Annotated in this window: 21 protein-coding genes and 1 tRNA gene; 10 read left to right on the forward strand and 12 right to left on the reverse strand. The window is 35.7% G+C overall.

The window, feature by feature from the left end; genetic code table 11:
- The 3 genes from KBJ98_RS08005 to KBJ98_RS08015 all read left to right on the forward strand — a co-directional run.
- Window positions 1-1,466, forward strand: a 1,466-nt coding sequence (locus KBJ98_RS08005; RefSeq protein ID WP_210789316.1) for a DUF7507 domain-containing protein, incomplete at its 5' end; no start/stop codon positions are given.
- A 52-nt stretch (window positions 1,467-1,518) separates the two neighbouring features.
- On the forward strand, window positions 1,519-2,433 hold the full coding sequence (locus KBJ98_RS08010) for a PorP/SprF family type IX secretion system membrane protein (RefSeq protein WP_210789318.1): 915 nt from the start codon (window positions 1,519-1,521) through the stop codon (window positions 2,431-2,433).
- 1 nt (window position 2,434) lies between these two features.
- Window positions 2,435-4,393, forward strand: a complete 1,959-nt coding sequence (locus tag KBJ98_RS08015; RefSeq protein WP_210789319.1) for an OmpA family protein — start codon at window positions 2,435-2,437, stop codon at window positions 4,391-4,393.
- A 152-nt stretch (window positions 4,394-4,545) separates the two neighbouring features.
- Here KBJ98_RS08015 and KBJ98_RS08020 read toward each other — a convergent pair whose 3' ends face one another.
- Window positions 4,546-4,878 (reverse strand): ArsR/SmtB family transcription factor, encoded by a 333-nt coding sequence (locus tag KBJ98_RS08020; protein WP_210789321.1) that lies wholly within the window; start codon window positions 4,876-4,878, stop codon window positions 4,546-4,548.
- A gap of 179 nt (window positions 4,879-5,057) precedes the next feature.
- Between KBJ98_RS08020 and KBJ98_RS08025 the strand changes: the two genes are divergently transcribed.
- Window positions 5,058-8,186 carry a TonB-dependent receptor gene (locus KBJ98_RS08025; protein ID WP_210789323.1) on the forward strand — a complete coding sequence of 1,043 codons (3,129 nt, stop codon included), beginning with the start codon at window positions 5,058-5,060 and terminating at the stop codon, window positions 8,184-8,186.
- A gap of 1 nt (window position 8,187) precedes the next feature.
- On the opposite strand, the gene KBJ98_RS08030 is transcribed toward KBJ98_RS08025, so the two are convergent.
- From KBJ98_RS08030 to KBJ98_RS08040, 3 genes are all read right to left on the reverse strand, one after another.
- The gene (locus tag KBJ98_RS08030; RefSeq protein ID WP_210789325.1) at window positions 8,188-9,480 is read right to left on the reverse strand and encodes a type II toxin-antitoxin system HipA family toxin; all 1,293 of its coding nucleotides are present in this window, start codon (window positions 9,478-9,480) and stop codon (window positions 8,188-8,190) included.
- Window positions 9,480-9,827, reverse strand: a complete 348-nt coding sequence (locus tag KBJ98_RS08035; RefSeq protein ID WP_210789327.1) for a helix-turn-helix domain-containing protein — start codon at window positions 9,825-9,827, stop codon at window positions 9,480-9,482. Before KBJ98_RS08035 ends, KBJ98_RS08030 begins: the two co-directional genes overlap by 1 nt.
- Window positions 9,828-10,101: 274 nt before the next feature.
- Window positions 10,102-10,175, reverse strand: a tRNA-Arg gene (locus KBJ98_RS08040).
- Window positions 10,176-10,268: 93 nt separating this feature from the next.
- Between KBJ98_RS08040 and KBJ98_RS08045 the strand changes: the two genes are divergently transcribed.
- Window positions 10,269-10,781 (forward strand): adenine phosphoribosyltransferase, encoded by a 513-nt coding sequence (locus tag KBJ98_RS08045; RefSeq protein ID WP_210789329.1) that lies wholly within the window; start codon window positions 10,269-10,271, stop codon window positions 10,779-10,781.
- Here the strand turns inward: KBJ98_RS08045 and KBJ98_RS08050 are convergent.
- From KBJ98_RS08050 to KBJ98_RS08065, 4 genes are all read right to left on the reverse strand, one after another.
- Window positions 10,778-10,918 carry an SsrA-binding protein gene (locus KBJ98_RS08050; RefSeq protein WP_210789330.1) on the reverse strand — a complete coding sequence of 47 codons (141 nt, stop codon included), beginning with the start codon at window positions 10,916-10,918 and terminating at the stop codon, window positions 10,778-10,780. The two genes, KBJ98_RS08045 and KBJ98_RS08050, sit on opposite strands and share 4 nt — an antisense overlap.
- 68 nt (window positions 10,919-10,986) lie before the next feature.
- Complete coding sequence (locus KBJ98_RS08055; protein WP_210789331.1) at window positions 10,987-12,762, reverse strand: M56 family metallopeptidase; 1,776 nt, start codon at window positions 12,760-12,762, stop codon at window positions 10,987-10,989.
- A 36-nt stretch (window positions 12,763-12,798) separates the two neighbouring features.
- Window positions 12,799-13,167, reverse strand: coding sequence for a BlaI/MecI/CopY family transcriptional regulator (locus tag KBJ98_RS08060; RefSeq protein WP_210789332.1), 369 nt, complete (start codon window positions 13,165-13,167; stop codon window positions 12,799-12,801).
- A 331-nt stretch (window positions 13,168-13,498) separates the two neighbouring features.
- Window positions 13,499-14,725, reverse strand: coding sequence for an MDR family MFS transporter (locus tag KBJ98_RS08065; RefSeq protein ID WP_210789333.1), 1,227 nt, complete (start codon window positions 14,723-14,725; stop codon window positions 13,499-13,501).
- A 210-nt stretch (window positions 14,726-14,935) separates the two neighbouring features.
- Here KBJ98_RS08065 and KBJ98_RS08070 point away from each other — a divergent pair, with 210 nt between their 5' ends.
- From KBJ98_RS08070 to KBJ98_RS08090, 5 genes are all read left to right on the forward strand, one after another.
- The gene (locus KBJ98_RS08070) at window positions 14,936-15,538 is read left to right on the forward strand and encodes a DUF1684 domain-containing protein (RefSeq protein WP_394369369.1); all 603 of its coding nucleotides are present in this window, start codon (window positions 14,936-14,938) and stop codon (window positions 15,536-15,538) included.
- Window positions 15,538-16,191, forward strand: a complete 654-nt coding sequence (locus KBJ98_RS08075) for a TatD family hydrolase (RefSeq protein ID WP_210789335.1) — start codon at window positions 15,538-15,540, stop codon at window positions 16,189-16,191. The genes KBJ98_RS08070 and KBJ98_RS08075 overlap by 1 nt, the downstream gene beginning before the upstream one ends.
- Window positions 16,192-16,231: 40 nt before the next feature.
- Window positions 16,232-16,945: a tRNA threonylcarbamoyladenosine dehydratase gene (locus tag KBJ98_RS08080; RefSeq protein ID WP_210789336.1), complete on the forward strand. Its 714-nt coding sequence runs from the start codon at window positions 16,232-16,234 to the stop codon at window positions 16,943-16,945.
- An 84-nt stretch (window positions 16,946-17,029) separates the two neighbouring features.
- Window positions 17,030-17,704, forward strand: coding sequence for an HAD family hydrolase (locus KBJ98_RS08085; protein ID WP_210789338.1), 675 nt, complete (start codon window positions 17,030-17,032; stop codon window positions 17,702-17,704).
- A 53-nt stretch (window positions 17,705-17,757) separates the two neighbouring features.
- The gene (locus KBJ98_RS08090) at window positions 17,758-18,603 is read left to right on the forward strand and encodes a DUF2911 domain-containing protein (RefSeq protein ID WP_210789341.1); all 846 of its coding nucleotides are present in this window, start codon (window positions 17,758-17,760) and stop codon (window positions 18,601-18,603) included.
- Window positions 18,604-18,769: 166 nt separating this feature from the next.
- On the opposite strand, the gene KBJ98_RS08095 is transcribed toward KBJ98_RS08090, so the two are convergent.
- From KBJ98_RS08095 to KBJ98_RS08110, 4 genes are all read right to left on the reverse strand, one after another.
- Window positions 18,770-19,342: a hypothetical protein gene (locus KBJ98_RS08095; protein WP_210789343.1), complete on the reverse strand. Its 573-nt coding sequence runs from the start codon at window positions 19,340-19,342 to the stop codon at window positions 18,770-18,772.
- A 38-nt stretch (window positions 19,343-19,380) separates the two neighbouring features.
- Complete coding sequence (locus KBJ98_RS08100; RefSeq protein WP_210789345.1) at window positions 19,381-19,677, reverse strand: hypothetical protein; 297 nt, start codon at window positions 19,675-19,677, stop codon at window positions 19,381-19,383.
- A gap of 74 nt (window positions 19,678-19,751) precedes the next feature.
- Entirely contained in the window at window positions 19,752-21,476 is a 1,725-nt protein-coding gene (locus KBJ98_RS08105) for a sodium:solute symporter (protein ID WP_210789347.1), read from the reverse strand.
- A gap of 120 nt (window positions 21,477-21,596) precedes the next feature.
- Window positions 21,597-24,128, reverse strand: coding sequence for a PIG-L family deacetylase (locus KBJ98_RS08110; RefSeq protein ID WP_210789349.1), 2,532 nt, complete (start codon window positions 24,126-24,128; stop codon window positions 21,597-21,599).
- Window positions 24,129-24,235: the final 107 nt, after the last annotated feature.

Consider the following 24,235-nt stretch of genomic DNA (forward strand, 5'->3'; position numbering starts at 1 on the left):
TAACCAATCTTCCAAAGACATCAAGCGTAGCTTTGGTGAAAACAGCCGTTTACAATGGCAATGCGACAGCAGCTCAAGTAGGCGATACCATTACGTACACCTTTACCATTACCAACACGGGTAATACCACTTTAAGCAATGCAGTTGTAAGCGATGCTAAATTAGGAATGACCAATGTTGCAGTAAGTCCGAGTACTTTGGCACCAAACGCCAGCGGTACTTTAACACAAAACTACACGATTACTCAAGCCGATATCAATGCCGGAACGGTAACGAATTCAGCAATAGGAAGCGCTACAGATCCATCAAATGTGACAGTTTCAGATACATCAGGAACAACAACTACGAATGATACGCCTACAGTAACGACAGTTCCGTCTGCGCCAAGCACATCAAGCGTAGCTTTGGTGAAAACAGCCGTTTACAATGGCAATGCGACAGCTGCACAAGTTGGCGATACCATTACGTACACCTTCACCATCACCAACACGGGTAATACCACTTTAAGCAATGCAGTTGTAAGCGATGCTAAATTAGGAATGACCAATGTTGCAGTAAGTCCGAGTACTTTGGCTCCAAACGCCAGTGGCACTTTAACACAAAACTATACCATTACCCAAGCTGATATCGATGCGGGCCACGTTGTAAATTCAGCACTGGCTACGGGTCGTACACCACAAAATGTCCTTGTTCAAGACACCTCAGGAACTTCAATTACTAATGATACTCCAACCACAACAATTTTAAATTCTGTGTCAAGTATAAACCTTTTAAAAGAGGGTGTATATGAGGATTCAAACAATGACGGAATCGTAAATATTGGAGATAGAATTAATTACACATTTACTGTTCAAAATACGGGACAAACAACTTTGAGCAATGTGATTGTTTCTGATCCTAATGTTACTGTTGTTGGGCAAGCAATTCCAACTCTGGCAGTAAATGCAATAAATAGTACTAATTTCTCAGCTTCATATCTCATTACACAAAGTGACATAAGTGCGGGCGTAGTATATAATTTGGCAACAGTTTCGGCAACAAACCAGCAAGGAATGACAGTGACAGCCACATCAACAGATCCAACGCCTTGTGTTACTTGTCCAGTTAGTCCGACTTGCTTAACGTGTACAATTACCGAGTTGCCTATTAATAATTGTGCTGTAGAAGTGTTTAATGCCGTATCGCCAAATACTGGTGACGATTTTGAGCGTATTTTATACATCAAAGGAATTGAATGCTACCCAAATAATACGGTGCAAGTGTTTGATCGTTGGGGGGTGAAAGTCTTTGATATCGCAGGCTACAATAATACAACGAAGGCTTTTAGAGGAATGTCAGAAGGTAGAGTGACTGTACAACAGACCTCAGGATTACCGACAGGAACTTATTTTTATGTGATTGATTACACCAATTTTACAGGTGAAAAAATAGAAAAAACAGGCTATTTACATTTAGAAAACGATTAAAGTTTCATTGCTCTCCAATTTTTGCATTGCTTACTTTTCTAAAACTAAAACCATGAAAAAAATACATACACTTATCCTGCTTGTTTTTGTTTGTAGTGCTTCATTTGCACAACAAGACTCACAATATACGCACTACATGTACAATACCATTAACATCAATCCTGCCTATGCTGGTAATAGAGGTGCACTAAGTATATTCGGGTTGCATCGTACACAATGGATGGGACTTGAAGGAGCTCCTACAACTTATGCTGCCTCAATAAATTCGCCAATTGAAAACTCAAAATTGGGTTATGGATTATCTTTGGTGAATGACAAAATTGGTGCGGGAAATCAAAGTAACATAGCTGTTGATTTGTCGTATACAATAATGATTTCAGAAGAATTTGACTTGTCTTTTGGTTTAAAAGGTTCTGTTGATTTATTGAATGTGGATTACACAAAATTAAATCGATATAATGTCAATAATCCAATTTTTCAAAACAATATCGACAATGAATTTTCACCAAATGTGGGAGCTGGCTTATTCTTTTTCTCTGAAAAAATGTACTTAGGAGCTTCTGTTCCATACTTTTTAGCAACCAAACATTTTGATGATAATACTAGCGGTATTGAAATTGATCGTTTACATTATTATTTTATTGGGGGTTATGTCTTTGATTTGAGTTCGAATGTAAAGCTAAAACCTAGTTTCCTGACAAAAGTAGTTGCCGGTGCACCTTTGCAAGTCGACCTTTCTGCTAATGTTATGTTTTCGGAAAAATTCACCTTGGGATTAGCCTATCGTGTAGACGCAGCTGCTACAGCAATGACTGGTTTTCAAGTAAATAAAAATTGGTTTATTGGTTATAGCTATGATTTTGAAACCACCAAATTAAATAATTATAATTCAGGTTCGCATGAACTTTTTTTACGTTATGAGTTGCCAAAAATCAATAGAAGAATAATAACACCAAGATTTTTTTAAGATGAAAAACTTTCCTAAACAACATATACTTTTTACACTTTTTGTCTTTGGTTGTACCGTTATTAGCACTGCGCAAAGCACTGAAAAAAAAGCAGCTACAGATTATGATAATTACGCTTACGTAGATGCCAAAAAAACCTACGAACGTTTGTATGCGAAAGGATTAAAATCACCTGATTTAATTTTGAAATTAGCAAACAGTTGTTATTTTAACGCCGATTTTGAAAGCGCAGCTAAGTATTATAAAGCATTTTTTGATTTGACACCTAGTACGGCATCCGCTGAATTGTATTACCGCTATGCGCAATCCCTCAAAGCAATTACGGAGTATGCCAAGGCAGATGAAATGATGGAAAAATTTAAAGCACAAAACAGTAGCGACAGTCGAGCTAAATTAGCAGTAAATCAAAAAGATTACTTAGCTGTTATTCGCAGTAATTCTGGGCGCTATGATATTACTAATGCAGGTATTAATAGCAAATATTCAGATTACGGATCTGCGTTTCATCAAGATAAAGTTATTTTTGCGACTGGAAGAGATGTTAGTTCAAAATCGGATAAAATGGATCCTTGGACAGGTGAAGGATATACCAATCTTTATGAAGCAAATAAAAATGCAGATGGAACCTTGGCTTCAGCCAAAATTATGGAAGGCAATTTAAATAGCAGATACCATGAGTCTACACCTGTATTTACCAAAAATGGTAAAACAGTATATTTTACGCGTAACAATTTTGTAAACGGAAAAATAGGAAATGATAACAATGCAACCATTTTATTAAAAATCTATAAAGCCGAACTGATTGACGGACAGTGGAAAAATATTGTTGAGTTACCCTTCAACAGTGATCAATACAGTACAGCGCATCCTGTTTTAAGCACCGATGAAAAAACACTCTATTTTGCCTCAAACATGCCTGGAACTATTGGACAATCGGATATTTTTAAGGTAGCAATCGGATTTGATGGTTCATTCGGAACTCCGGAAAATCTAGGGAATAAAATTAATACCGAAGGCAGAGAAACTTTTCCCTTTATTTCTGCTGAAAATGAATTGTATTTCGCCTCTGATGGGCATCCAGGACTTGGTGGCTTAGATGTTTTCGTTGCAAAAGGTAAAAAAGAAGGAGTTTACGATGAAGTTATAAATGTAGGAGCCCCATTAAATAGCTCTAAGGATGATTTTGGTTTCATTATTAATACAAGTAACAAACTAGGATTTGTTACCTCCAATAGAGATGGCGGAGTAGGTGGTGACGATATTTATCGCATCAAAGAGATTAAACCTCTGCAGACCGCTTGCGAGCAAACTTTAGCGGGAGTAGTAACAGATAGCAATACCAAAAAAGCAATTGAGGGTGTGCAAATTGTATTGTATGATGATAATTATAAAAACCAACGCTCGATGATGACCGATGCCGATGGTAAATTTAACTTTGGCGTAGTCGACTGTTCTCAAAAATATTACTTGCAGTTATCTAAAAAAAATTACCATGTTGAGGAAATACCTGCTACAACAGGCGATCAATCAGGCGAAACATTTTTGCCTATAGTTCTTGAGGAGAGTATTCAAAGAGTGGGACTTGGTGACGATTTAGCAAAAGTTTTTAAAATTAATCCTATTTATTTTGACTTCAACAAAGCAGATATCCGCATGGATGCTGAAATCGAACTTTCTAAGATATTAGATTTTTTATTGGCTAATCCAGGAGTTAAAATCGAAATTCGATCCCATACTGACAGCAGACTATCAGATGCCTATAATTTTAATTTATCTAAAAGACGCGCCGACTCAACTAAAAATTGGTTGATAAAATATGGTGTAGACGCTACCCGATTAAAAGCTTATGGCTATGGTGAATCGCAACTTCTTAATAAATGCGCAGATAATGTAGTTTGTACTGAAGCTGAACATCAGCAAAATAGACGTAGCGAATTTATCATTGTCGAAATTAAATAATTTTCGATTCGCATTGAAAAACCAAATTGGGAAGCAGTGTATCAAAGCTACTTCGCTAGTATGGTTTTTTTATGATGTAATTATTTGGCATTGTGCATCGAAGATTTTGTACTATTTCTAATCGTACTACCAAGTCATAACCAAACAATGTCTCAACAACAATTCCTTTTAGGTCGATTGATCATTGTTCTTTTGTTCAATCGATCAAAAATGGTAAAAAGACGTTCCAATTTATTCCATTCCAAAGTATAAAGCGATTGTGTTCCGCTAAATTTTCTACAAATTAGTTTTTCTTCTAACAAGTCATTCAAATGCTTGGATACAGTTGATTGTGAAAGGGGTAATTCTGCTACCAATTCCTTACAGGTACGGTCTTTATGCTTAGATAGAATTGTTATAATTTGAATGCGTGCTGGATGCGACAAACATTTTGCCATTTGTGATAATTCCAATTCTAAAGCATGAAAAGTATTGTTGTCTTTCATATTAATCGTATTTATTAGATGAATAAAATCTAATTTTTAAAATGTTTTTTGGTTGTTTTATCTATTGTTTATCAGTTAGTTGTGATTTTTAATATAAATATTAATCGTTAAAGTACGATTGAAAGATACAACTTTCTCATTAGTAGTTACGTATATTTCATAAATATAAATTAGGCTACATGAAAAACATTTTTACTTTTTTCCTATTATGCTGTTCTTTAATGCTTTGTGCTCAAGAAACCACAGGAATTTTAAAAGGAAATATTACTGATTCGCAAGGAAATTTTTTACCAGCCGTGGCTGTCACGGTGCTACAAAAAAGTACTGGAATTCAATACAATACGCTATCACAAGGTGATGGATATTACGAGTTCAATCAATTGCCGCCAGCAGCTGATTATCAGGTTAAAATTGTACTCGATGGCTACGAAGCGTTAATAATAGAATCGATTCAAATTTTATTGGGAAAAGCAACAAAAAAAGATTTGCAGTTGATTGGGAATGCCCAACAACTTCAAGAAGTTACGGTAGTTTCTAATTCTGGCTCTAAAAAAAATAATGAAAAAAGATTAAAAATTGAGGTGATAACGAGTCTGCCCAGCGCAAACAGGAGTATTCAAGATGCTACACGATTATTACCAGAGGCCAATTTAAATTCTTTTGGAGGTGCTAATTATCGCTTCAATAATTTGTCTATTGATGGTAGCTCAACAAATGATGTTCTTGGTTTTCAGGAACCGGCTAGCGGTGCTGCGGGATCAACTGCGTCAGGAACTCCAGGCGGTTTAGCAGGTACACAACCAATTGGATTTGGTGCCATCAGTGCTTTGTCTGTAAAAACAGCTCCTTTTGATGTAACCTTTGGTAATTTTACTGGTGCCAGTATAAACGCGGTAACAAAAAGTGGCTCTAACAATACCGAAGGTTCGGTGTATACTTTTGTAAAAAATAGAAATTTAATTGGTTCACATGCCAATGGTATTCGACAAGAAAATGCCGTTTTTACTGATTATACCTACGGTGTAAGTTTGGGCGGTAAACTAATCAAAAACAAATTGTTTTACTTCTTTAATGCCGAAGTTGGTGACCGCAATGAAACAGTGCTCAATGCGCCTGGCAGCGCCACTTCAAATATAGATTCGGAAACCGTGTCAATTATTGCGGACCGACTAAAAACAAAATACGATTACGATCCCGGAACAGCACTTGATGCGCAAATTAAACGAAAAAATACCAAGCTCTTTCTGCGTTTAGATTATAATATTTCAGACAATCACAAGCTCACACTTCGCAATAATTTTGTTACTGGATTTGCAGATAATCTAGAATGGACACCTACAGTTTACAATTTCACCAATCAAGGTTACCGTCATAACTCTACCACAAATAGTATTGTAGCAGAATTAAAAAGTAAATTTTCAAATGCTTTGTCTAATAAGTTGACCGTTTCGTTATCTACTGTTAATGATGATCGAACTTATTCCGGACGCGTATTCCCGCATATTGAAATTTTAGACAATACTGCTAATACTATTTTTGCAGGAACGTATCGCGAGGCATCTGTTTATGGATTAACTTTAAACACCATTCAATTAACCGATAATGTAACCTATTATGTGAAAAATCATAAATTTACAGCAGGAGCATCAACAGAAATCAATGCTATTGAATATCGTTTTTTAACTGCCTTTAACGGAAGATGGCAATACAATTCAGTTGCTGATTTTCTCAACGATCAACCAAATCGTGTAAGAGGCGTCTACAATATTGAGAACAATGATTTTGAGTTGAATAAAAGAACACCATCTGCTGATTATTCGGTTCTTTTATCAAGCGCTTATGTGCAAGATGAAATTAGACTTTCAAAAAAGTTTTCGATTCTTGCTGGATTTAGATTGGACTGGCAAAATACACCAACACCGTTTCCAGTTTCTGATGACATCAAAAATACTCCTGAATTTGCTGGCTACCAAAATAAGATAAATAGTAGGCCAATAATCAATCCTCGTTTTAATTTTAATTATACAATTGATTCGGCTGGGAAGTACAATTTAAAAGGAGGAACAGGACTTTTTACAGGGCGAATGCCATTTGTTTGGTACGCCTATGAATACTATATCTCGGGAACCAAATATTTTAATATCGATTACCGACCAACAGGTAGCTTGGATTTAAATGAAGATTTGAGTCAACTAGCACCGTTACAAAGCAGAAGATTAACAGAAGTGAATTTGATAGACAACAATTTTAATTTACCTCGAGATTGGAAATCGAATGTATCTCTTGACGTAGCTTTAAAAAATAATTTTGCTTTAAATATTGAGGCTACCTACACCAAAACTTTAGATGGTTTATTGTTTCAATCCATCAACCGTAAAGAAGATCAAAAAAGTAATTTTGCAGGAGCTGACAATCGTCCGTATTACAACACTTCGGCAGAAAGCATAAAGATCAATCCGAACTTTACGAATGTATTTTTGTTAACCAATACTTCCCAAGGCTACCGATACAATCTTACTTTTGGCTTGACCAAAACAGAGGAACGCTACAATGGATTTTTAGGATATACCTATGGCGTGAGTAAGGATATTTCGAGCACCAACCGTAACTCACATGCGGCTAATTTTGAATGGAATCAGGCTTTAGTAGCCAATTCGCCAGAGTTGACAGCATCTAATTTTGATTTGCGTCACAAAATAGTTTCTTATCATTTTTATGATCTTCCAATCAAATCAAGCACTTTAAAATTTGGGCTTTTGTATAACGGAAGATCAGGAAGTCCGTTTAGTTTTGTGTACGAAGGTGACGTAAACCGTGATGGATCGGCAAAAAATGATATTCTTTATATACCTAGAGACCAATCGGAAATTAGATTGCAAAACATAGTAAATAGTAGCAATCAAGTGGTAGTTTCGGCTGCAGACCAATGGTTACAGTTGGATGCGTACATTAATCAAAACGATTACTTGCGTAAAAATCGTGGTAGTTATGCCAATCGTAATGCGGCGCGCACGCCTTGGAATCATCAGGTTGATTTGAAAGTTATTTTTGAAACAAAACTCTTTAAAAACAAACTCGAATTTGGTCTTGATGTTTTTAATGTTGCGAATTTAATTTCTAAAAATTGGGGAACTCAAGTCTATGTTCCTAACATTAATAATTCGGGTTATGCCTTACTTGATTTTGTGCGTATCGAAAATCAACAGCCTGTTTTTCAATTTAAAAATCCACAAGGTAAACCATGGTTTGTTGATAATTTGAATTCAAGATGGCAAGGACAATTGAGTGCGACTTATCATTTTATGTAAGTTATAGTTTCAAGTGGTAATTGCCAATACGTTCTTTGAATTTTGGATCAACTTGAGCTTGATCGGCAAAAGTGTACCAATTAGCAACTTTCAATTGAATTTGGTCTATAATATTAGTTGCTTTTTTGATATTCATTGATTTAGCAACTTGTAAAAGATCATCCCTCTGAAAATCTTTTCGTTTGCCGTTAATGCTTAAATTGTGTTGGCTCACCCATTCGCTGTCTGGGCGGTACGCAAAACAAATATCGTACGCGGGAGCAAGTTCCCAACTACCGCCTTGTTGCAGTCGAAAAGCAAAATTTTTAGTATGATCGTCGCAATTTCTAGCAATTACATTAAAAACCATTCTGCGAAATAATTGCTCGGCTTGCGGATAGGGCAGGCGCAACAAACGCATGGTTTGAAAAAGTTGCTCGTAACTAAAACTGTTTATTTGATTGAAATCGTAATGCTGCATGGCGCACAAGGTCTGAATGTGATGCTTTTGCTGGCCTCCTTCACGATCAAAGCGCTTGGTCATAAAATGCGCTCGGTTATTTTCTTCAAGTAAACGCGACTCCATCATGTCAATTCCACAAGCTTTAGCCATATAATAGTACGCTAGTTCAATACGGCCGTAGCCTGTGCTTTCGCCAAATTGTACATCGCTCACCGTATCAAGTTTTATTAACCAATGTTCAAAACCATTTGGAGCATTGGTTTGACCAGATTTGACTTGTCCTGTTTTTGAATTGTAGGCAATGATCGCTTTTGGTCTTGCGCCTCCTGCCGAAGTTCCTATTTTAAGAATATCGAGCATGGCTTTTTGTTCGTCTTGAGTTAAATTAGTTTCAAATTCGTCTCTACGGGAAAGCATTTTTTGAGAAATCTGAATCAAACTATCAATTTCTATATCAAAAGCTCTTTTGGTAGGTTGTAGTTGCGATGGCTCAAATTCTAAAGCGCCCATACCACGAGTGCCAATAAAACACAAAAGCTCCACAGGATTCATACTGTTTTCAGGACGACCATTTTGTGCAAGCCAACTATTGATTAATTGATTTCCGTAATCATCGGGTAAAACGTCGGCTAGCAAGCCAGGTAATCCTTTAAAAGTTTTGATTTGTTGTAATTCTGGAAACGAAAAAATACGATTAGTAGCGTTATTAATTGGCATTTTCAATGGAGCTAAATCGGTTTTAGTAGCAACAAATTTCGGATCGTATTCAAAACTAGCCAAGCCGGTTGTTGCATTCCATGCAATCGCTCCTACAGTGGTTCCCCAAATTTTGACAAAAGCAGTTGTTATCATTACCAAGTAGAATTTGATGAATTATCTGTATTGTTATTTCTGGCGCGTTGTCTTTTTTGTTTTTCTTGCTTGGCAAGTTGTAACGGACTTATTTGTTCTTGAATTGTAAATGAATTCAAGACGTATAATAAATCCAAAACACGAAGTACTTGCAAAAGTGTTGGAAGTGTAACTGTTCCGCCTTTTTCTAATAAACTTAGGGTAGAGCGGCTGATGTTGGCAGCTTGCGCGATTTCCTCTTGCGTTTTATTTTGTGACAAGCGATGGTGTTTTACAAATGCTCCAATCGTTTGTGATAAAGCCAAATCACTCATTGCAATCCAATCTATGTATGGTTTATCATTCATAATGTTATTAATTAAGTATTAATGATTGCTTTGTCATACAAAATTACAATAAAATATAGTATTGGTTATATAATGTTTGCTTTTTTATTTTTAAACATCTAGTGTCGAATACAAGTAGAGTTCTAGATTGTAAAAGTATATATCTAGTTTCTTGAAAAAGGAAGGTGGGTGATTTTATAAGATTCGCTATTTGTATTTTAGATAAGTACAAAGTAAAAATAGAGGTTCCGAAAAGTATAAACATAAAAAAACCCCAACAAATGCTGGGGTTTTGTGACCTCGACTGGATTCAAACCAGTAACCTCTTGAGCCGTAATCAAGTGCGCTATTCAGTTGCGCCACGAGGCCTTTTGCAAAGCGACTAATTGTCTTGCTTGCGGGTGCAAATATAGGCATAAATGTGTAATTTGCAAGCGTAAAATTGTAAAAAAATAAAAAAAAATGAACTTAAAAAATTACATCCGTGATATTCAGGGTTTTCCTAAAAAAGAAATTGTGTTTAAAGATATCACTCCGCTGCTTTTAGATCCTCAGGCAACACAAAAATGTCTTGAAGAACTAGTCAATGCTGTAAAAGATTTGCAAATTACAACCGTAATTGGTGTTGAAAGTAGAGGTTTCTTTTTCGGAACGTTGCTGGCTCAACAATTAAATGTGGGTTTTGTTCCGGTTCGAAAGCCTAAAAAGTTGCCTTATGAAACAATTTCGGCTACATATGCACTGGAATATGGCACCGATTCGTTAGAAATTCACATTGATGCTATCAAAAAAGGCGACCGCGTGCTTATTCATGATGATGTTTTGGCTACTGGCGGAACTGCTGCAGCCGTATGCGAATTAGTAGAACGATTAGGCGGAATTGTGGTGCAGTGTAATTTTTTAATGGAGTTGTCTTTTTTAAATGGTCGCGACAAAATTAAAAATTACGACACTTTTGCAGTGCTAACGTATTAGCGCAACGCACGCGTAGTAACATAATAACGGTAGGCCAATACGGCAAGCTGCCATTTTTTGGCTTTAGAGATGTCCGTTCCGCGTTTGGTGAAACTTGGTAACACTATTTTATTGATTTGAGCTAAAACTTTGTACATCTGTTATTTTTTTGAGGCAAAGGTATAAAAAAAGACAGTCTTGGATTAAGACTGTCTTTGTATAACAATTAATCATTCTTCTTTTGTTTTGCTTCAAAGACTTCCATTGCTTTTTCGAAATCTTTCATTTTCTTTTCGAACTCTTCCATTTCCTCGTTAAATGGTTTCATTTGTTTTTCAAATTCCTCCATTTTTTTTTCAAAAGCTTTCATTTGTGGTTCCATGGCTTCCATTTTTTTATCAAAGGCTTTCATTTTTTTATCAAATTCAGCCCATTCTTTTTCGTTTTTGTAGTTACGAACTCCTGATGGTGCTTTTGGTGCAGCTGGAAAAATAGGCGCTTTTGGTGTTATGAAATTAAACTTCGGCGCTACTGGAGGTACTGGTGGCTGAGGGCGCTCTATTACGCTACCATGTTCGCCGATGTAATTTTTGGTAATAATTCGGATAGAATTTCTTTTTCCTTGTTCGTCTTTAGTAACATTTACGCTTGTGATTGCGCTAGGTAGTAAACTTTCCGCTTCTAGGGCACTCACACGTTTGTCATTTACGAACACCTCAGTATCTTCAGGGATGCCATTTTTTTCAGTTCTAATCTGTTTAATAACAGTTACGTTGTTTTCTTTTTTAACGACGGATAGATTATTTGGATCAATGCGGTCTAGACTTACTTCATTCGACGAAAATATGTTTCCGCTTCCGATTGTGCTTGAGCTTTCCTTGGTGAAAATTTTAATAACAGATTTATCATTATTTTTTTCAACATTAACAGTTGCAATATCGTTCGGGTTTGTGCTGTCCAATTCTTTTTTGGTTACCTTTTTTCCGTTGATAAAAATACTGGTGTTTTCATCTGTAATTTCAGGAAGATTTTTTGATACTAATTCGCTTGTTTTACCTTTTTTCACAGTATCTGATACGGCAAGAGTACTAGTGTTTTGATTTTTTGTGTTAGAACTAATTGTTGTACTAGTTTTCTCTTGCGCAAGTACTTCAATTTGAAATAATACAAAAAAGGCGACTAAGGCAGGAATAACTGTGGTGTATTTCCAAGAATTCCATTTTTTTGATTGATTTTTGTTTAACATAACGATTCGTTTTTTGATTAATGATTGATAAAAAGGATTGGTAAGCGCAACACAATTTTGGTGTGTTGTAATTTTTAAAAGTGTGAATTGGTATTCTTTTTTGTTAGTTGTTTTTTGAATTGCATGATGATCTGCAATGAATTCTAAATTTTGCACCATCGCTTTTTTGTAAAGCCACACAAGCGGATTAAACCAAAAAACAATACAAAAAATGCGGCTCAATAAAACGTCAGCCGAGTGGTATTGGGCGCTGTGAACTTTTTCGTGTGCAATTATATTATTGAGTTCATTAGCGCTGTACAGTGATGAATTGTACACTATTGTTTTAAAAAAGGAGAAAGGCGCTGTGTTTTCAGTTGTATCTACAAAAGTGAAACCCTTTATTTTTTCTGAGACATGCATTTTTAGAATTCGCTGAAGTTTGTATATGTCTAAAATAAACTTTCCAGCTAAATATAAAACTCCCAAACCATAGCAAATACTGCTAATAAGCCACCAATTAATTGTGGGAGGAGCTTCGGTTTTGTAGTCGCGCACCGGAAGATTTGTCCAATCAATAGGGTTTGGATTGGAATCTACCCAAATAATTTCCGTGTAAGTAAGCAACGGAAATACGGCCGAAGTCACTAAACCTACTAATAAAAACCATCGATTTCCAGTAAAAAACGTCTCTTTGCGGAGCAACACGTAATACACTGCAAAAAACAATGCTAGTAAGCCGCTGGCTTTAATGAAGTAGAGTTGAAGTGGTTCCATTTTTATTTTTGGTTTTAGAAAATAGTGGGTAAACGACTAGCTGTTTTGTTCTTGTTGCTCAATCATATTTAAAATTTCACGCAACTCAGCTGCCGAAATTTTTTCTTCTTGTGCAAAATGGGAAACCATATTTTTATACGAGCTGTTAAAAAACGTATCAATTGCGGTATGCATAAAACGCTTACGGTATTCTTCGAGGCTCACTGTTGGGAAATACTGATGCGAATTGCCATAGGCGGTGTGCGATACATATCCTTTTTCTTCAAGATTACGAACTATAGTTGATAATGTATTGTAATGCGGTTGGTCTTCGGTAATTTCATTCATAATGTCTTTCACGAAAGCTTTTTGTAGCTTCCAAACAATGTGCATGATTTCTTCTTCTTTGTTAGTAAGTTTTTGCATGATGTTTTTATTTGATTCAAACGTACAACTATATTCCTAGTTTGCAAACTATTTTTATAGTTATTTAACTAAATTTTTAGTTTTTGGTATTTTTTTTGTAGTTAAGAGCTTGTTATTTAATCGAATACTTGTTTTTTTAGTAGTGTTTTGAAATTGAAAACGTTTTGATAGATTTAAATGGGTTTCTGGAAACGGGTTTGCGTGAGGGATAGGAGCAAACCGCCGCAGCGGTGCAGATAGCCCGACGCCATAACAGCAAAGGGGCTACTCAAAATAATTATGAGTAGCCCCTTTGCTGTAATGGGGGCACGCCCCAATTTTTAAAAGGATTTTATTTTACAGTTGTTTTTTCTTTCTGAACCATTTTTTGCACCCAAACGCAACCTGCAACGGCCAAAATGCCCAATGTGCCCATAAAAAACCAATTGGCTTGATAACCATACGAGGCAATAATTTCGAGTCCCGTTTTAGAACTCGCAATGTGCGCCAAACTAAAACTCATGGTAAACAGCGCCATGTAGCGTCCTTCGTGACCTTTCGGAGCGCGACTCAGAGCAAACGAGTTGGAAAAGGGAAAAATAAACATTTCGCCAAACGTGATAAATAGAATACTTACAACTAGGATTCCTGCCCAAAAATGAATTAATAACACATAAAAACTAAGCGCCATAAGTAAGGAACCCCACAAAATAATTTTGAGCTTGTCAATGTTTTTACGCTGACTGTAGCTAACAATTGGCATTTCGAGAAAGAAAATCAGTAAGCCGTTTAAAGACAGTAACAAACCACTTTGAAACTCGGTCAGGCCAAATTTTTCGTTGTGGTACAAAGGTAAAGTGGTGAAAAGTTGAAAAAATAGTACTGCGGTGACAAAACACACAAACAGAAATATCCAAAAAATTTGATCTTTGAAAACCGAAGTTGGCAAATCAGTTTCGGCCTGATCTGTTTCCAAATCTGCTGGTTTTTTGCGCTCTTTCACGAGCAACCAAAAAATCAAAATCGAGATAATACAAGAACTACCATCAACCCAAAAAAGTCCGCTGTATCCCAAATTCATAATGATTAATCCGCCCAGCGCTGGTCCTGCGGTGAATCCTAAATTTACGGCCAATCGAACTAAAGTGAGCGCTCTGGTGCGGTTTTCGGGCTTTGCGTAGGTGGCGAGTGATACAAACATGGCGGGTCTAAACATATCAGCAACCGTCATAATGCAAAACATACTCAAACAAAGTCCCCAAAATGTACGCACGAATTGCACCGCAAACAGCAGTAATCCGCTGGTAAATAAGCTGAAAACCATGATTTTGTAAAAACCAATTTTATCAGATAATTTTCCGCCCAACCATGAACCTAACATCGAACCAAAGCCGAAAGCGACCATAATCCAGCCCACTTGCTCGTATGAAAATTGTAAATCCTCTTTTAAATATTTTGATAAAAACGGCAAAACCATCGTGCCGGCCCTATTGATGAAGGTAATTAGCGTCAAAATCCAAACTTCTCTGGTAAATCCTCTAAAATTATTGATGTAGCGTGTAAAAGCAGTTTGCAGCATAGCCTAGAATTGTGAGTTGCAAATTTACGATGTTTTTCAGGAGCTTTTTCCAGCTATTCGCTACAATCTTTTATTTTTTTAAAGAAAAAAAATAAAAGGATTTTCGCTGCTATCTGGGCTAGGGTTTCGGTCTTCGGTAGTCATTTCTACCAGTTACTTTTCGTTGTGGTATTCTAACTTTTAGACTATTTTTGCATCAAAATCAAACCTTTGAAAACACTTTTCACTTTTCTGCTTTTTTGGATGTGTACTTTTGCATTCGCTCAAAAGTCGTATCAAGCCACCGCTGTAGCTCAGTTTCAGAAAAAAATGAATACCGAATTTGCTGATGCAGCCACGAGTCCGCTTACAACAGAAGACCGAGCCAAGTTCAAATCGCTTGATTTTTTTCCGGCCAATGCTTCTTTTTTTGTACAAGCAACTTTGGTAAAAACACAAAATGCAGTTCCTTTTGCTATGAAAACCACCACAAGCAGACAACCTTTGTATGTTAAATATGGTGAATTGCATTTTGAATTGGAAGGCAGAAAACTTAAGCTAAACGTATACCGCAATTTGGAACTTGCCAAGCAAGCAAAATACAAAGACTATTTGTTTTTACCTTTTTCTGATCGTACATCGGGTCGTGAAACCTATATTGGCGGTAGGTATGTTGATTTAAAGATTCCAAAAGGGAAAAAAATAGCGATCGATTTTAACACCGCTTACAATCCGTATTGCGCCTACAATTCAAAATATTCTTGCCCAATAGTACCTTTAGAAAATGATTTGGATGTTTCGATTACGGCTGGCGTAAAAAAGTTTCACGACTAATGGAGTTTTTTAATGCACATACACACCTTTGGAGCAAGCAAACGCATATTGTAGAGTTGGTCAATCAATATCCGCAGGAATTGAATGAGGCAATACCACAGTACTCAATTGGCATTCATCCTTGGTATATTAACGAAACGCGCCTTGCTGCAGATTTTGATATCATGCAAAAAAGTATGAGCCAACCCAATTGTTGGGCAGTAGGTGAGTGCGGACTTGACAAACGCATCGAAATGCCTTTACCATTACAACAACAAGTTTTTGAAACCCAATTGCTGCTTGCTCAAAAATACAACAAGCCGGTCATTATTCATTGTGTAGCAGCGTTTCAAGAAGTTGTTTCCATCAAAAAAAAGCTGCAAATTACCGTTCATTTGATCATACATGGTTTTTCAAAAAATAAAGCGGTAGCACAGCAACTGCTTGACAATGGTTTTTACATTTCATTTGGTAAATATTTACTGCGCAACCCCGCACTGGAAGAAGTTTTTACAAGCATCCCCAACGATCGTTTCTTCCTAGAAACAGATACCGTCGAAGAGGGAATTGAGGCTGTTTACGAACTCGCTGCACGTTATAAAAACACAACAGTTGCAGCCATACAAACACAAATACAAACGAATTTTAATACCGTTTTTGGACCTAAAATATAATTTTTAATTTCAAAAACTTTTCAACTTAAAACAGAATAGAATGGCAGAATGGACAGAGAGAGCAGAACTTTTATTTAAAAAAGAAGGTCTGACTAATTTACAAAATGCAAACGTACTCGTGGTAGGATTGGGCGGTGTAGGCTCATTTGCTGCTGAATTTTTAGCTAGGGCAGGCGTGGGTAAAATGACAATTGTTGATGGTGACGTGGTAGATATAACTAATATCAACAGGCAATTACCAGCTTTACACTCTACAGTAGGACAACCAAAAATTACAGTTGTAGGAGACCGTTTGCAAGACATCAACCCCCAATTACAACTAACGCGAGTGCAAGAATTTTTGTCGCCTGAGCGTGCTTTTGAAATTGTTACTCCTGATTTTGACTATGTTTTAGACTGCATTGACAGTGTAACTCCAAAACTAAACTTGATCATAGCGGCCAAACGCAAAAGAGTAAAAATTATTAGTAGTATGGGCGCTGGTGGAAAAATGGAAGCATCGAAAGTAAAGGTTACCGATATCACTAATACTGTGAATTGTTTCTTTGCTAAAACTATTCGCAGGCGTTTAAAAGAAGTCAAAATAGACAAATTAAAAGTCGTTTTTTCTTCTGAAATTCAAGACGAATCTAGTTTAAGAATGACCGACGGCTCTAATTTTAAAAAGTCGTTTTACGGAACCAACAGTTATATGCCAGGTTTGTTTGGGTTGTATGCTGCTGAAACGGTGATTCGTTATTTGATTAAAAAATAGGATTGACTTTTTATTTCTTTATTCAGTTATTACTAATTCGTACATAATAATTCATAACTCATAATTCATAACTCATAATTTAAAATGATCCAAACAGTAATTTTTGATATGGATGGCGTAATCGTTGATACAGAGCCGGTACACCGCTATGCTTATTTCAAGCAATTTGAAGAGTTAAATATTACTGTAACCGAAGAAATGTATACTTCATTTACAGGATTTTCAACGCGCAATACGTTTCAAAAATTAAAAGAACTTTTTGTAATTGACCAAGAAGTAGAAGATTTGATTCAGCGCAAGCGTACCATTTTTAATGATGCTTTTGATACCAAAATCGATTTAGAATTGTTGCCAAGAGTAGAAAAATTGATTAAAGATTTGCATACTAATGGAATGCAATTGATTTTGGCTTCATCAGCTTCAAAAGTAACGATCGAGCGCGTTTTTAGTCGGTTTAAACTCCATGATTATTTTACTCATGTGGTAAGCGGCGAGGATTTCCCGAAATCAAAACCGCATCCAGCTATTTTTGAGCATGCAGCCAGTTTATCAATTGCTCCAAAAGAAAATTGTATTGTAATTGAAGATAGTACCAATGGCGTGAAAGCTGCAAAGGCGGCCGGTTTACTTTGTATTGGTTACAACAGTTTGCATTCTGAAGCACAAGATTTGGCTTTGGCCGATGTAATTGTGCAAGATTTTAAAGAGTTGAGTTTTCAAACCGTTCAGCAAATAGACTCGAAATTAAGGAATATTTAACATTTCCTCGGTCTTGAATTTGTAAATTTGGGCAACAAAAAAATTAAAAAACAATGAAAAAAATAATCCTTGCGCTAGCTTTAATTGTTAGCGGTTTGAGTGCTGAGGCACAATTAAAAACACCACAATCAAGTCCGAAAGCAACTTTATCACAATCAGTAGGTTTAACTGATGTAGAGATTGTGTATTCTAGACCAAGCGCTAGAGGACGTGTAGTTTTTGGAAACTTAATTCCGTTTGGAAAAGTTTGGAGAACAGGTGCAAACGAAAACACAACAGTTTCTTTTGGTGATGATGTAGTTATTGATGGTAAAACCTTAGCAAAAGGGACTTACTCTTTGTTTACTGTTCCAAAAATTGAAAGCTGGGAAGTGATTTTTTACAAAACAACGGATAACTGGGGAAATCCAGCAGAGTGGAAAGAAGAAAATGTTGCTTTGAGAACTACAGTAAAACCTGAGACTTTAAATAAAAAAGTAGAAACTTTTACAATTGGTTTGAGCAATATCGACAACAATTTTGCATTTCTTGAAATGTACTGGGAAAACTCATATGCAGCAGTAAAATTTGAAGTACCAACGCAACAAAAAGCAACAGCTAACATCAATAAAGTTTTGGCGGGTCCAGCTGCAGGAGATTATTTCTCTGCTTCTCAATTTTTGTTTCAATCTAATGGCGACGCTAACAAAGCATTAGAATATGTGAACAAAGCATTAGACATGACGAAAGAAAAACCATTTTGGTATAACAGATTAAAATCGTTAATTCAAGCTAAATTAGGTGATAAAAAAGGTGCTATTGAAACTGCAAAACTATCATTAGCAGCGGCAGAAGCAGCTAAAAACCAAGATTACGTAAAAATGAATAAAGATAGTATTGCAGAGTGGAGTAAAAGCTAAACGAGTGCAATAAGAATTTTAAAATCCCGTCCGGTAAATCGAGGCGGGATTTTTTTGTAGCTCGTTGTTGTAAATTGAGTCTGGAGTTTATTAATTGGATTTTTGAAATCATCCTAACTTCAAATTAAGTTTAAATAAATTATTGAGGGAGGACTTTATAGGTTTTCTAATCGTCAGTCTTTGTGATTTGACGATTAAATTTTGCATTGATAATTTTATTTATTTCAAGTCCTAATTTTTTAGCGTTGTCTGCTTCTGAATTTGGCATTTGAAATTGTAAGATTGGAGTAGCAATATTTTGTACTTGCATAAAATGAGTAATTGTGATAAAGTCGGAACCCAATTTTCCAACACGACTTATCTTATTGACTTCTGTTTTCATTTTTACTTGTAGATTACCGTTCAAAGGTATTTTGGTTTCTTTGAGATTATATCTAAAAATTAAATATTTTTCTGTGATTTGAATACAATCTACAAGTTGGCGAATTATTGTCATTGTTGAAAGTATAACAAAAAGTAATCCTATTGAAACTCCAATAACTTTTGAAAGTATGTCAGAAGTTTTAAAAAAAGGAGCAACCATTAAAAAGAAACCACCGAACAAGAAAATTAGGGCTCCCAATATAGATTTGTCTCCTAGGCAGAATTTGTGTTTAATCACTATTTCCTGATTATCCACTAAAATTTTTAAATAAGCTTTGTTAGCTATTTCTAAAACGGCAACATTAATTTTTGTCAATACTTTTCAGTTTTGTTTATATGTTCTTGCCACAATCTTTAATTTAGAATTTTAGATCTAAAAGAAAATATAAGAATCAAAGTTATTAATGTAATTATGTTCGTTTTGTATTCAATATATTTTTTGCTTTTATAGTTTGCAAAAGTTTTAAGCCCCAAATATCCAATTATAGTAGCAAACGGTAAATAGTCTAAAATTAATTTAACATACCAAATTTCTGCAATTCTACTTGCTGTTGCGCCTTCTCCAAAAATTCCCCAAAAAATAAAAATTTCGATACTGAACAATATGATGAGCACTACAAAAAGTAGTATACTACTCACCATAATTGCCATGTAATCGGTTTTTAAGTTTACGAATTTATGTATATTCAAAATTAGCTATATTAAAATAAAAAAGTAATTATCTATTACGCCTCTAGTACCTTTTCTTTTCTAAAAATCGTGTACTGCAACAACTGTGAAAGTACAATTGTGCCCATTGCACCAATAAAGTTTAACCATAAATAACCCAGTTTTTCTTGACCACTCGGGTAGATGTAAATAGCATAGTAGTAAATCACAAAAATCGCTAATTGACAAACTACTGCGCTGTAGAATATTGCTTTTGATTGTACTTTTTTACTGTAAAAACCAACGAGGAATATTCCTAGCACCGTTCCGTAAAAAATAGAACCAATGATGTTGACTAACTGAATTAAGTTTTCAAATAAAGTTCCCACGCAGGCAAATAAAATAGCGATTACACCCCATAAAAGCGTGAAGAATTTAGTTGCGTACAAATAGTGTTTTTCTGATTTTTCTTCTTTAATGTTTCTCTTGTAAATATCAATTGCTGTTGTTGAGGCCAAAGCATTTAATCCCGATGCTGTTGATGACATGGCCGCTGAGATTATAACTGCTAACAACAAGCCAATTAAACCTTTTGGTAAATAATTCAGAATAAAATGAAAAAACACATAATCCTTATCGTTGGTTTCGCTGTTGCTATCGGCTTTAGAAATAATTTCTTTGGCGCGATCGCGTAAGTCTTTTTCTTTTGAGGATAGCGCTACTAATTCTTTTCTTAAAATCGGATTGTCATAATCTTGATTTAACTGATCGATGTATAATAAGTTGATTACCTTTTTATCTTCTGAAAGTTCGTTTAATTTCTTTTCAAGAGCGTTGTATTCGCCTTTGTAGGCTGATTTTTCAATGAGGGCTTTATTGTTTGGATTAAAGTTCAAAGGCACTGGATTGAATTGAAAAAATACAAATACCATGACACCGGTTAGTAAAATGAAAAACTGCATCGGTACTTTTAAGAGTCCGTTCATGATGAGTCCCATTTGACTTTCACGCACTGATTTTCCTGATAAGTAGCGACCAACTTGCGATTGATCGGTACCAAAGTAGGCTAGGGCCAAGAAAAATCCTCCTGTGATTCCGCTCCAAAAAGTGTATTTTTCCTCTGGATCGAAAGAGAAATTTACGATATTCATTTTATCATTTGCCCCAGCAATATGCAAAGCACTTGTAAATGTCATATCATTAGGTAAGTAATACAAGATCAAGAAAAAAGTAATAAACATTCCCGACATAATCACAAACATTTGTTGTTTTTGGGTCACGTTTACCGCTTTTGTTCCTCCTGAAAAAGTATAGATAATCACCAAAACACCAATCACAATATTCATGTAGGTAAGATTCCACCCTAATATAGCCGATAAAATAATTGCTGGTGCGTAAATCGTTAGTCCCGTACCTAAACCTCTTTGAAACAAAAATAAAATGGCTGCCAGCGAACGGGTTTTTAAATCAAAACGTTTTTCTAGATATTCATAAGCGGTATATACTTTGTATTTGTGGTACAAAGGAATAAAGGTAACGCAGATAAGTACCATGGCTATTGGTAAACCAAAGTAAAACTGAACAAATCCCATTCCGTCATGATACGCTTGCCCAGGAGTTGACAAAAAAGTGATTGCACTGGCTTGTGTGGCCATTACCGAAAGTCCTACTACATGCCAAGGAGTTTCGTTGTTTCCTAAAATAAAATCCTCAACATTTTTACTGCCTTTGGTTTTCCAAGCGCCGTAAATAACAATAAAAAGTAAGGTAACAATAAGGATAACCCAGTCAAATAATTGCATAGTTTAGGCGTATAATTTCATAATAAGACAAAAGATCAAAATGTAGAGCGCGTTGGCTAGGAGCACCCAAGTATAGTTTTTTTTCCAGGTTTTTGGTTTTTTGGTTTCCATGGTTTTGTTTTAAGGCTTTATTTTTTGTTCAGGTACCGTTATGGTTTGTTGAATTGAGATCATATTGGCCAATAATTTATAGGCGCCGGTTACACCTTCAGGTAGTTCTCTAAAAAAGCTTAGCCCTGTGTAAATGTAATGTCCTTTTCCGTAAGGCGCTACCAATAAAGCGCCATTTTTTGGGGACTCACCTTGATCGTTTGATGATATGATTGGTGTGAAAGCTTTGTCAAAGGTACTTGGGTAGTACAAACCTTGCTCTTGTTTCCAGCCTTTGAAATCTGCCACTGTTATTTTGTTTGGGAAATTTAAAACAGGGTGATTAGGTGTTAAGAAACGAACTTCGGCATCTTCTTCGGTTACGCGATCTCTTGATAATTTTATTGGATATGGCGCAAGTTCATCAGTTACTAAGTCAGAAGAAGTATTGTATTGCACAATCATCGTTTTTCCTGATTTTACAAAATCGAAAAGAATTTTTTGTTTGTTTTTTAGTTCATTTACGGTGTTGTAAGCACGTACGCCAGTAATTACTGCATCGAACGATTCTAAACTTTCAGGTGTAATTGCATCTGGCTTTAAAATGGTTACGCTGTAACCTAATTGAGATAAGCTATTAGGAACTTCATCTCCAGCGCCCATGATGTAAGCTATTTTTTCACCAAAGGATTTTAAATCGGTTTTAATTATTTTCGTTTGCGCTGTTTGCAATACTTGTTGCTTGGTTATATGGTCAAAATTGATGATTATTTGCTCTTTGTCAAATCGTTTGCCGTTTACGGTTGCGACACTTTTTGCAAAACCTTCAGTAGCATTTTGTGGCGCTGTGACTTCAAAAAATACCAATTGCTCGCTGCCTTTTTTGGCAATTTCAAACGGAATAGTAGTTGGAGTTACTTTCCAGGTGTTTGGGACTTCGAGCGCTAAAGTTCCTTTCACAGCATCTTTGCCCGCTTTAATTTTTACTCCGATGTATTTGGATTTATTGTCTCTAAAAAGCACAACTTTGTCTGTTATTGATGTGGTAACGTCTGGCACTACATCAAGATAGTTGTAGATTTCTCCTTTTACGTCATCATTGTATTTGTATACTACAGTGCGTTCAAAAGGAAGTGTAACTCCATTAACTTGAAGGTTAAAAATCACTTTCGCTTCGCGGATAATATCAGGAATTCCAATGTTTTCTTGCTTGTTTACAGCATACATGCCAACAGTTCCGTTTTCATTCAACCAGTAAGGGAAAGTATAGTTTGTTGTTTCTGGTAATTTTAAGTCGATTGAAAAATTTTGTAGTACATTATTTTTTAAATCTTTCTCTATTGTGGTCGTATTTTGTTCTGGTTGTGTAGTTACACTTTGCAATAGTAAAGTTGCATTACTTCGGTTGATAGCCTCCATTTTTAATTTCAAAACACTTCCAGGAGTTGTTTCTTGAGCAGGTGAAACAGCTTCAAGATACAAGCCTGCGCAGGCTGCAATTAATTCTTTTACTGCAGCAGCTTTCAAAGGAGCCCACTGTTTGTCACCTAAAGCGGTCATCATGCTGTATGCTTTAGTTAAAGCGGGAATACTTGCCGCTGGATTTTTATGATCAAAATCTTTGGCAATAGCAGTTAATAATTCACCAATCGGTTTGCCGCCTTTAACGCGATTCCAAGAGGTGTCAATTCCTTCAAAAAGTGATTTTTTATCTTGTAAAGGTGTACCGTTGATAAATTCAAGATACTCTGTTTCTTCACCTCGAGCGCCCGTACTGCCAAATCCTTGCGATTGATGACGGCTACGACTCAAAGCTGCAATTTCTTGATTTGATTTGCCAATACCCGTGAAATAAACACCCGTTTGTAAAGCAATTAGATTTGTTTTGTCGGCAGCATTAAATTTTTCGATAGTGCCATAAAACCACCACGATGTGTTAAAAAATTGTCGTTTGGTTTGCCAGGGTTGTACCCATTTTAATTGTTCAGGAAAACGATTTGGGTTTGCAGCCTCTTTAAAACTTTCAACACTTAACATGGCAGATGCGGTGTGGTGTCCGTGTGTGGTACCTGGTGATCTATGGTCAAATCGATTTACAATTACGTCAGGTTGAAATTTTCGGATAGCCCAAATTACATCTGCTAAAACTTGTTCCTTATCCCAAATAGCAAGAGTTTCGGTAGGATTTTTAGAAAAACCAAAATCATTAGCACGAGAAAAAAACTGTTCTCCTCCATCAATTTTTCTAGCTTCAATAAGCTCTTGAGTTCGAATCACTCCTAATAATTCTCTTAGTTGTGTTCCTATTAAATTTTGTCCACCATCACCTCGGGTTAATGATAAATAACCTGTTCTTGCTTTTTGATCGTTAGCCAAATACGAAATCAATCGTGTGTTTTCATCATCAGGATGTGCAGCAATATAAAGCACTGATCCTAAAAAATTTAATTTTTCAATTTGGTTATAAATTTCTACACTATTTAATTTGGCGGGTTGTTGAGCGCGTAGGGTAGGAGCACAAAATAGGAAACAAGTAAATAATGGAACTAGTTTTTTAAACATTCTTTTAAAATTTAGTTGGCAGTAGCTTCAAATGTAGGAATTAAATATTTTTTGTAGAAATGTTTTCACTTTTCTTTAATGTTACAATGTTTTTTTAACAAAAAAAA

The organism is Flavobacterium erciyesense (assembly GCF_018069925.1).
Taxonomy (GTDB): Bacteria; Bacteroidota; Bacteroidia; order Flavobacteriales; family Flavobacteriaceae; genus Flavobacterium; species Flavobacterium erciyesense.

Excerpts from the sequence above, each read along its gene's own strand:
- KBJ98_RS08010 (WP_210789318.1), top strand. The coding sequence starts at position 1,519 with ATGAAAAAAATACATACACTTATCCTGCTTGTTTTTGTTTGTAGTGCT.
- KBJ98_RS08015 (WP_210789319.1), top strand. The coding sequence starts at position 2,435 with ATGAAAAACTTTCCTAAACAACATATACTTTTTACACTTTTTGTCTTT.
- KBJ98_RS08020 (WP_210789321.1), bottom strand. The coding sequence starts at position 4,878 with ATGAAAGACAACAATACTTTTCATGCTTTAGAATTGGAATTATCACAA.
- KBJ98_RS08025 (WP_210789323.1), top strand. The coding sequence starts at position 5,058 with ATGAAAAACATTTTTACTTTTTTCCTATTATGCTGTTCTTTAATGCTT.
- KBJ98_RS08030 (WP_210789325.1), bottom strand. The coding sequence starts at position 9,480 with ATGATAACAACTGCTTTTGTCAAAATTTGGGGAACCACTGTAGGAGCG.
- KBJ98_RS08035 (WP_210789327.1), bottom strand. The coding sequence starts at position 9,827 with ATGAATGATAAACCATACATAGATTGGATTGCAATGAGTGATTTGGCT.
- KBJ98_RS08045 (WP_210789329.1), top strand. The coding sequence starts at position 10,269 with ATGAACTTAAAAAATTACATCCGTGATATTCAGGGTTTTCCTAAAAAA.
- KBJ98_RS08050 (WP_210789330.1), bottom strand. The coding sequence starts at position 10,918 with ATGTACAAAGTTTTAGCTCAAATCAATAAAATAGTGTTACCAAGTTTC.
- KBJ98_RS08055 (WP_210789331.1), bottom strand. The coding sequence starts at position 12,762 with ATGGAACCACTTCAACTCTACTTCATTAAAGCCAGCGGCTTACTAGCA.
- KBJ98_RS08060 (WP_210789332.1), bottom strand. The coding sequence starts at position 13,167 with ATGCAAAAACTTACTAACAAAGAAGAAGAAATCATGCACATTGTTTGG.
- KBJ98_RS08065 (WP_210789333.1), bottom strand. The coding sequence starts at position 14,725 with ATGCTGCAAACTGCTTTTACACGCTACATCAATAATTTTAGAGGATTT.
- KBJ98_RS08075 (WP_210789335.1), top strand. The coding sequence starts at position 15,538 with ATGGAGTTTTTTAATGCACATACACACCTTTGGAGCAAGCAAACGCAT.
- KBJ98_RS08080 (WP_210789336.1), top strand. The coding sequence starts at position 16,232 with ATGGCAGAATGGACAGAGAGAGCAGAACTTTTATTTAAAAAAGAAGGT.
- KBJ98_RS08085 (WP_210789338.1), top strand. The coding sequence starts at position 17,030 with ATGATCCAAACAGTAATTTTTGATATGGATGGCGTAATCGTTGATACA.
- KBJ98_RS08090 (WP_210789341.1), top strand. The coding sequence starts at position 17,758 with ATGAAAAAAATAATCCTTGCGCTAGCTTTAATTGTTAGCGGTTTGAGT.
- KBJ98_RS08100 (WP_210789345.1), bottom strand. The coding sequence starts at position 19,677 with ATGGCAATTATGGTGAGTAGTATACTACTTTTTGTAGTGCTCATCATA.
- KBJ98_RS08105 (WP_210789347.1), bottom strand. The coding sequence starts at position 21,476 with ATGCAATTATTTGACTGGGTTATCCTTATTGTTACCTTACTTTTTATT.
- KBJ98_RS08110 (WP_210789349.1), bottom strand. The coding sequence starts at position 24,128 with ATGTTTAAAAAACTAGTTCCATTATTTACTTGTTTCCTATTTTGTGCT.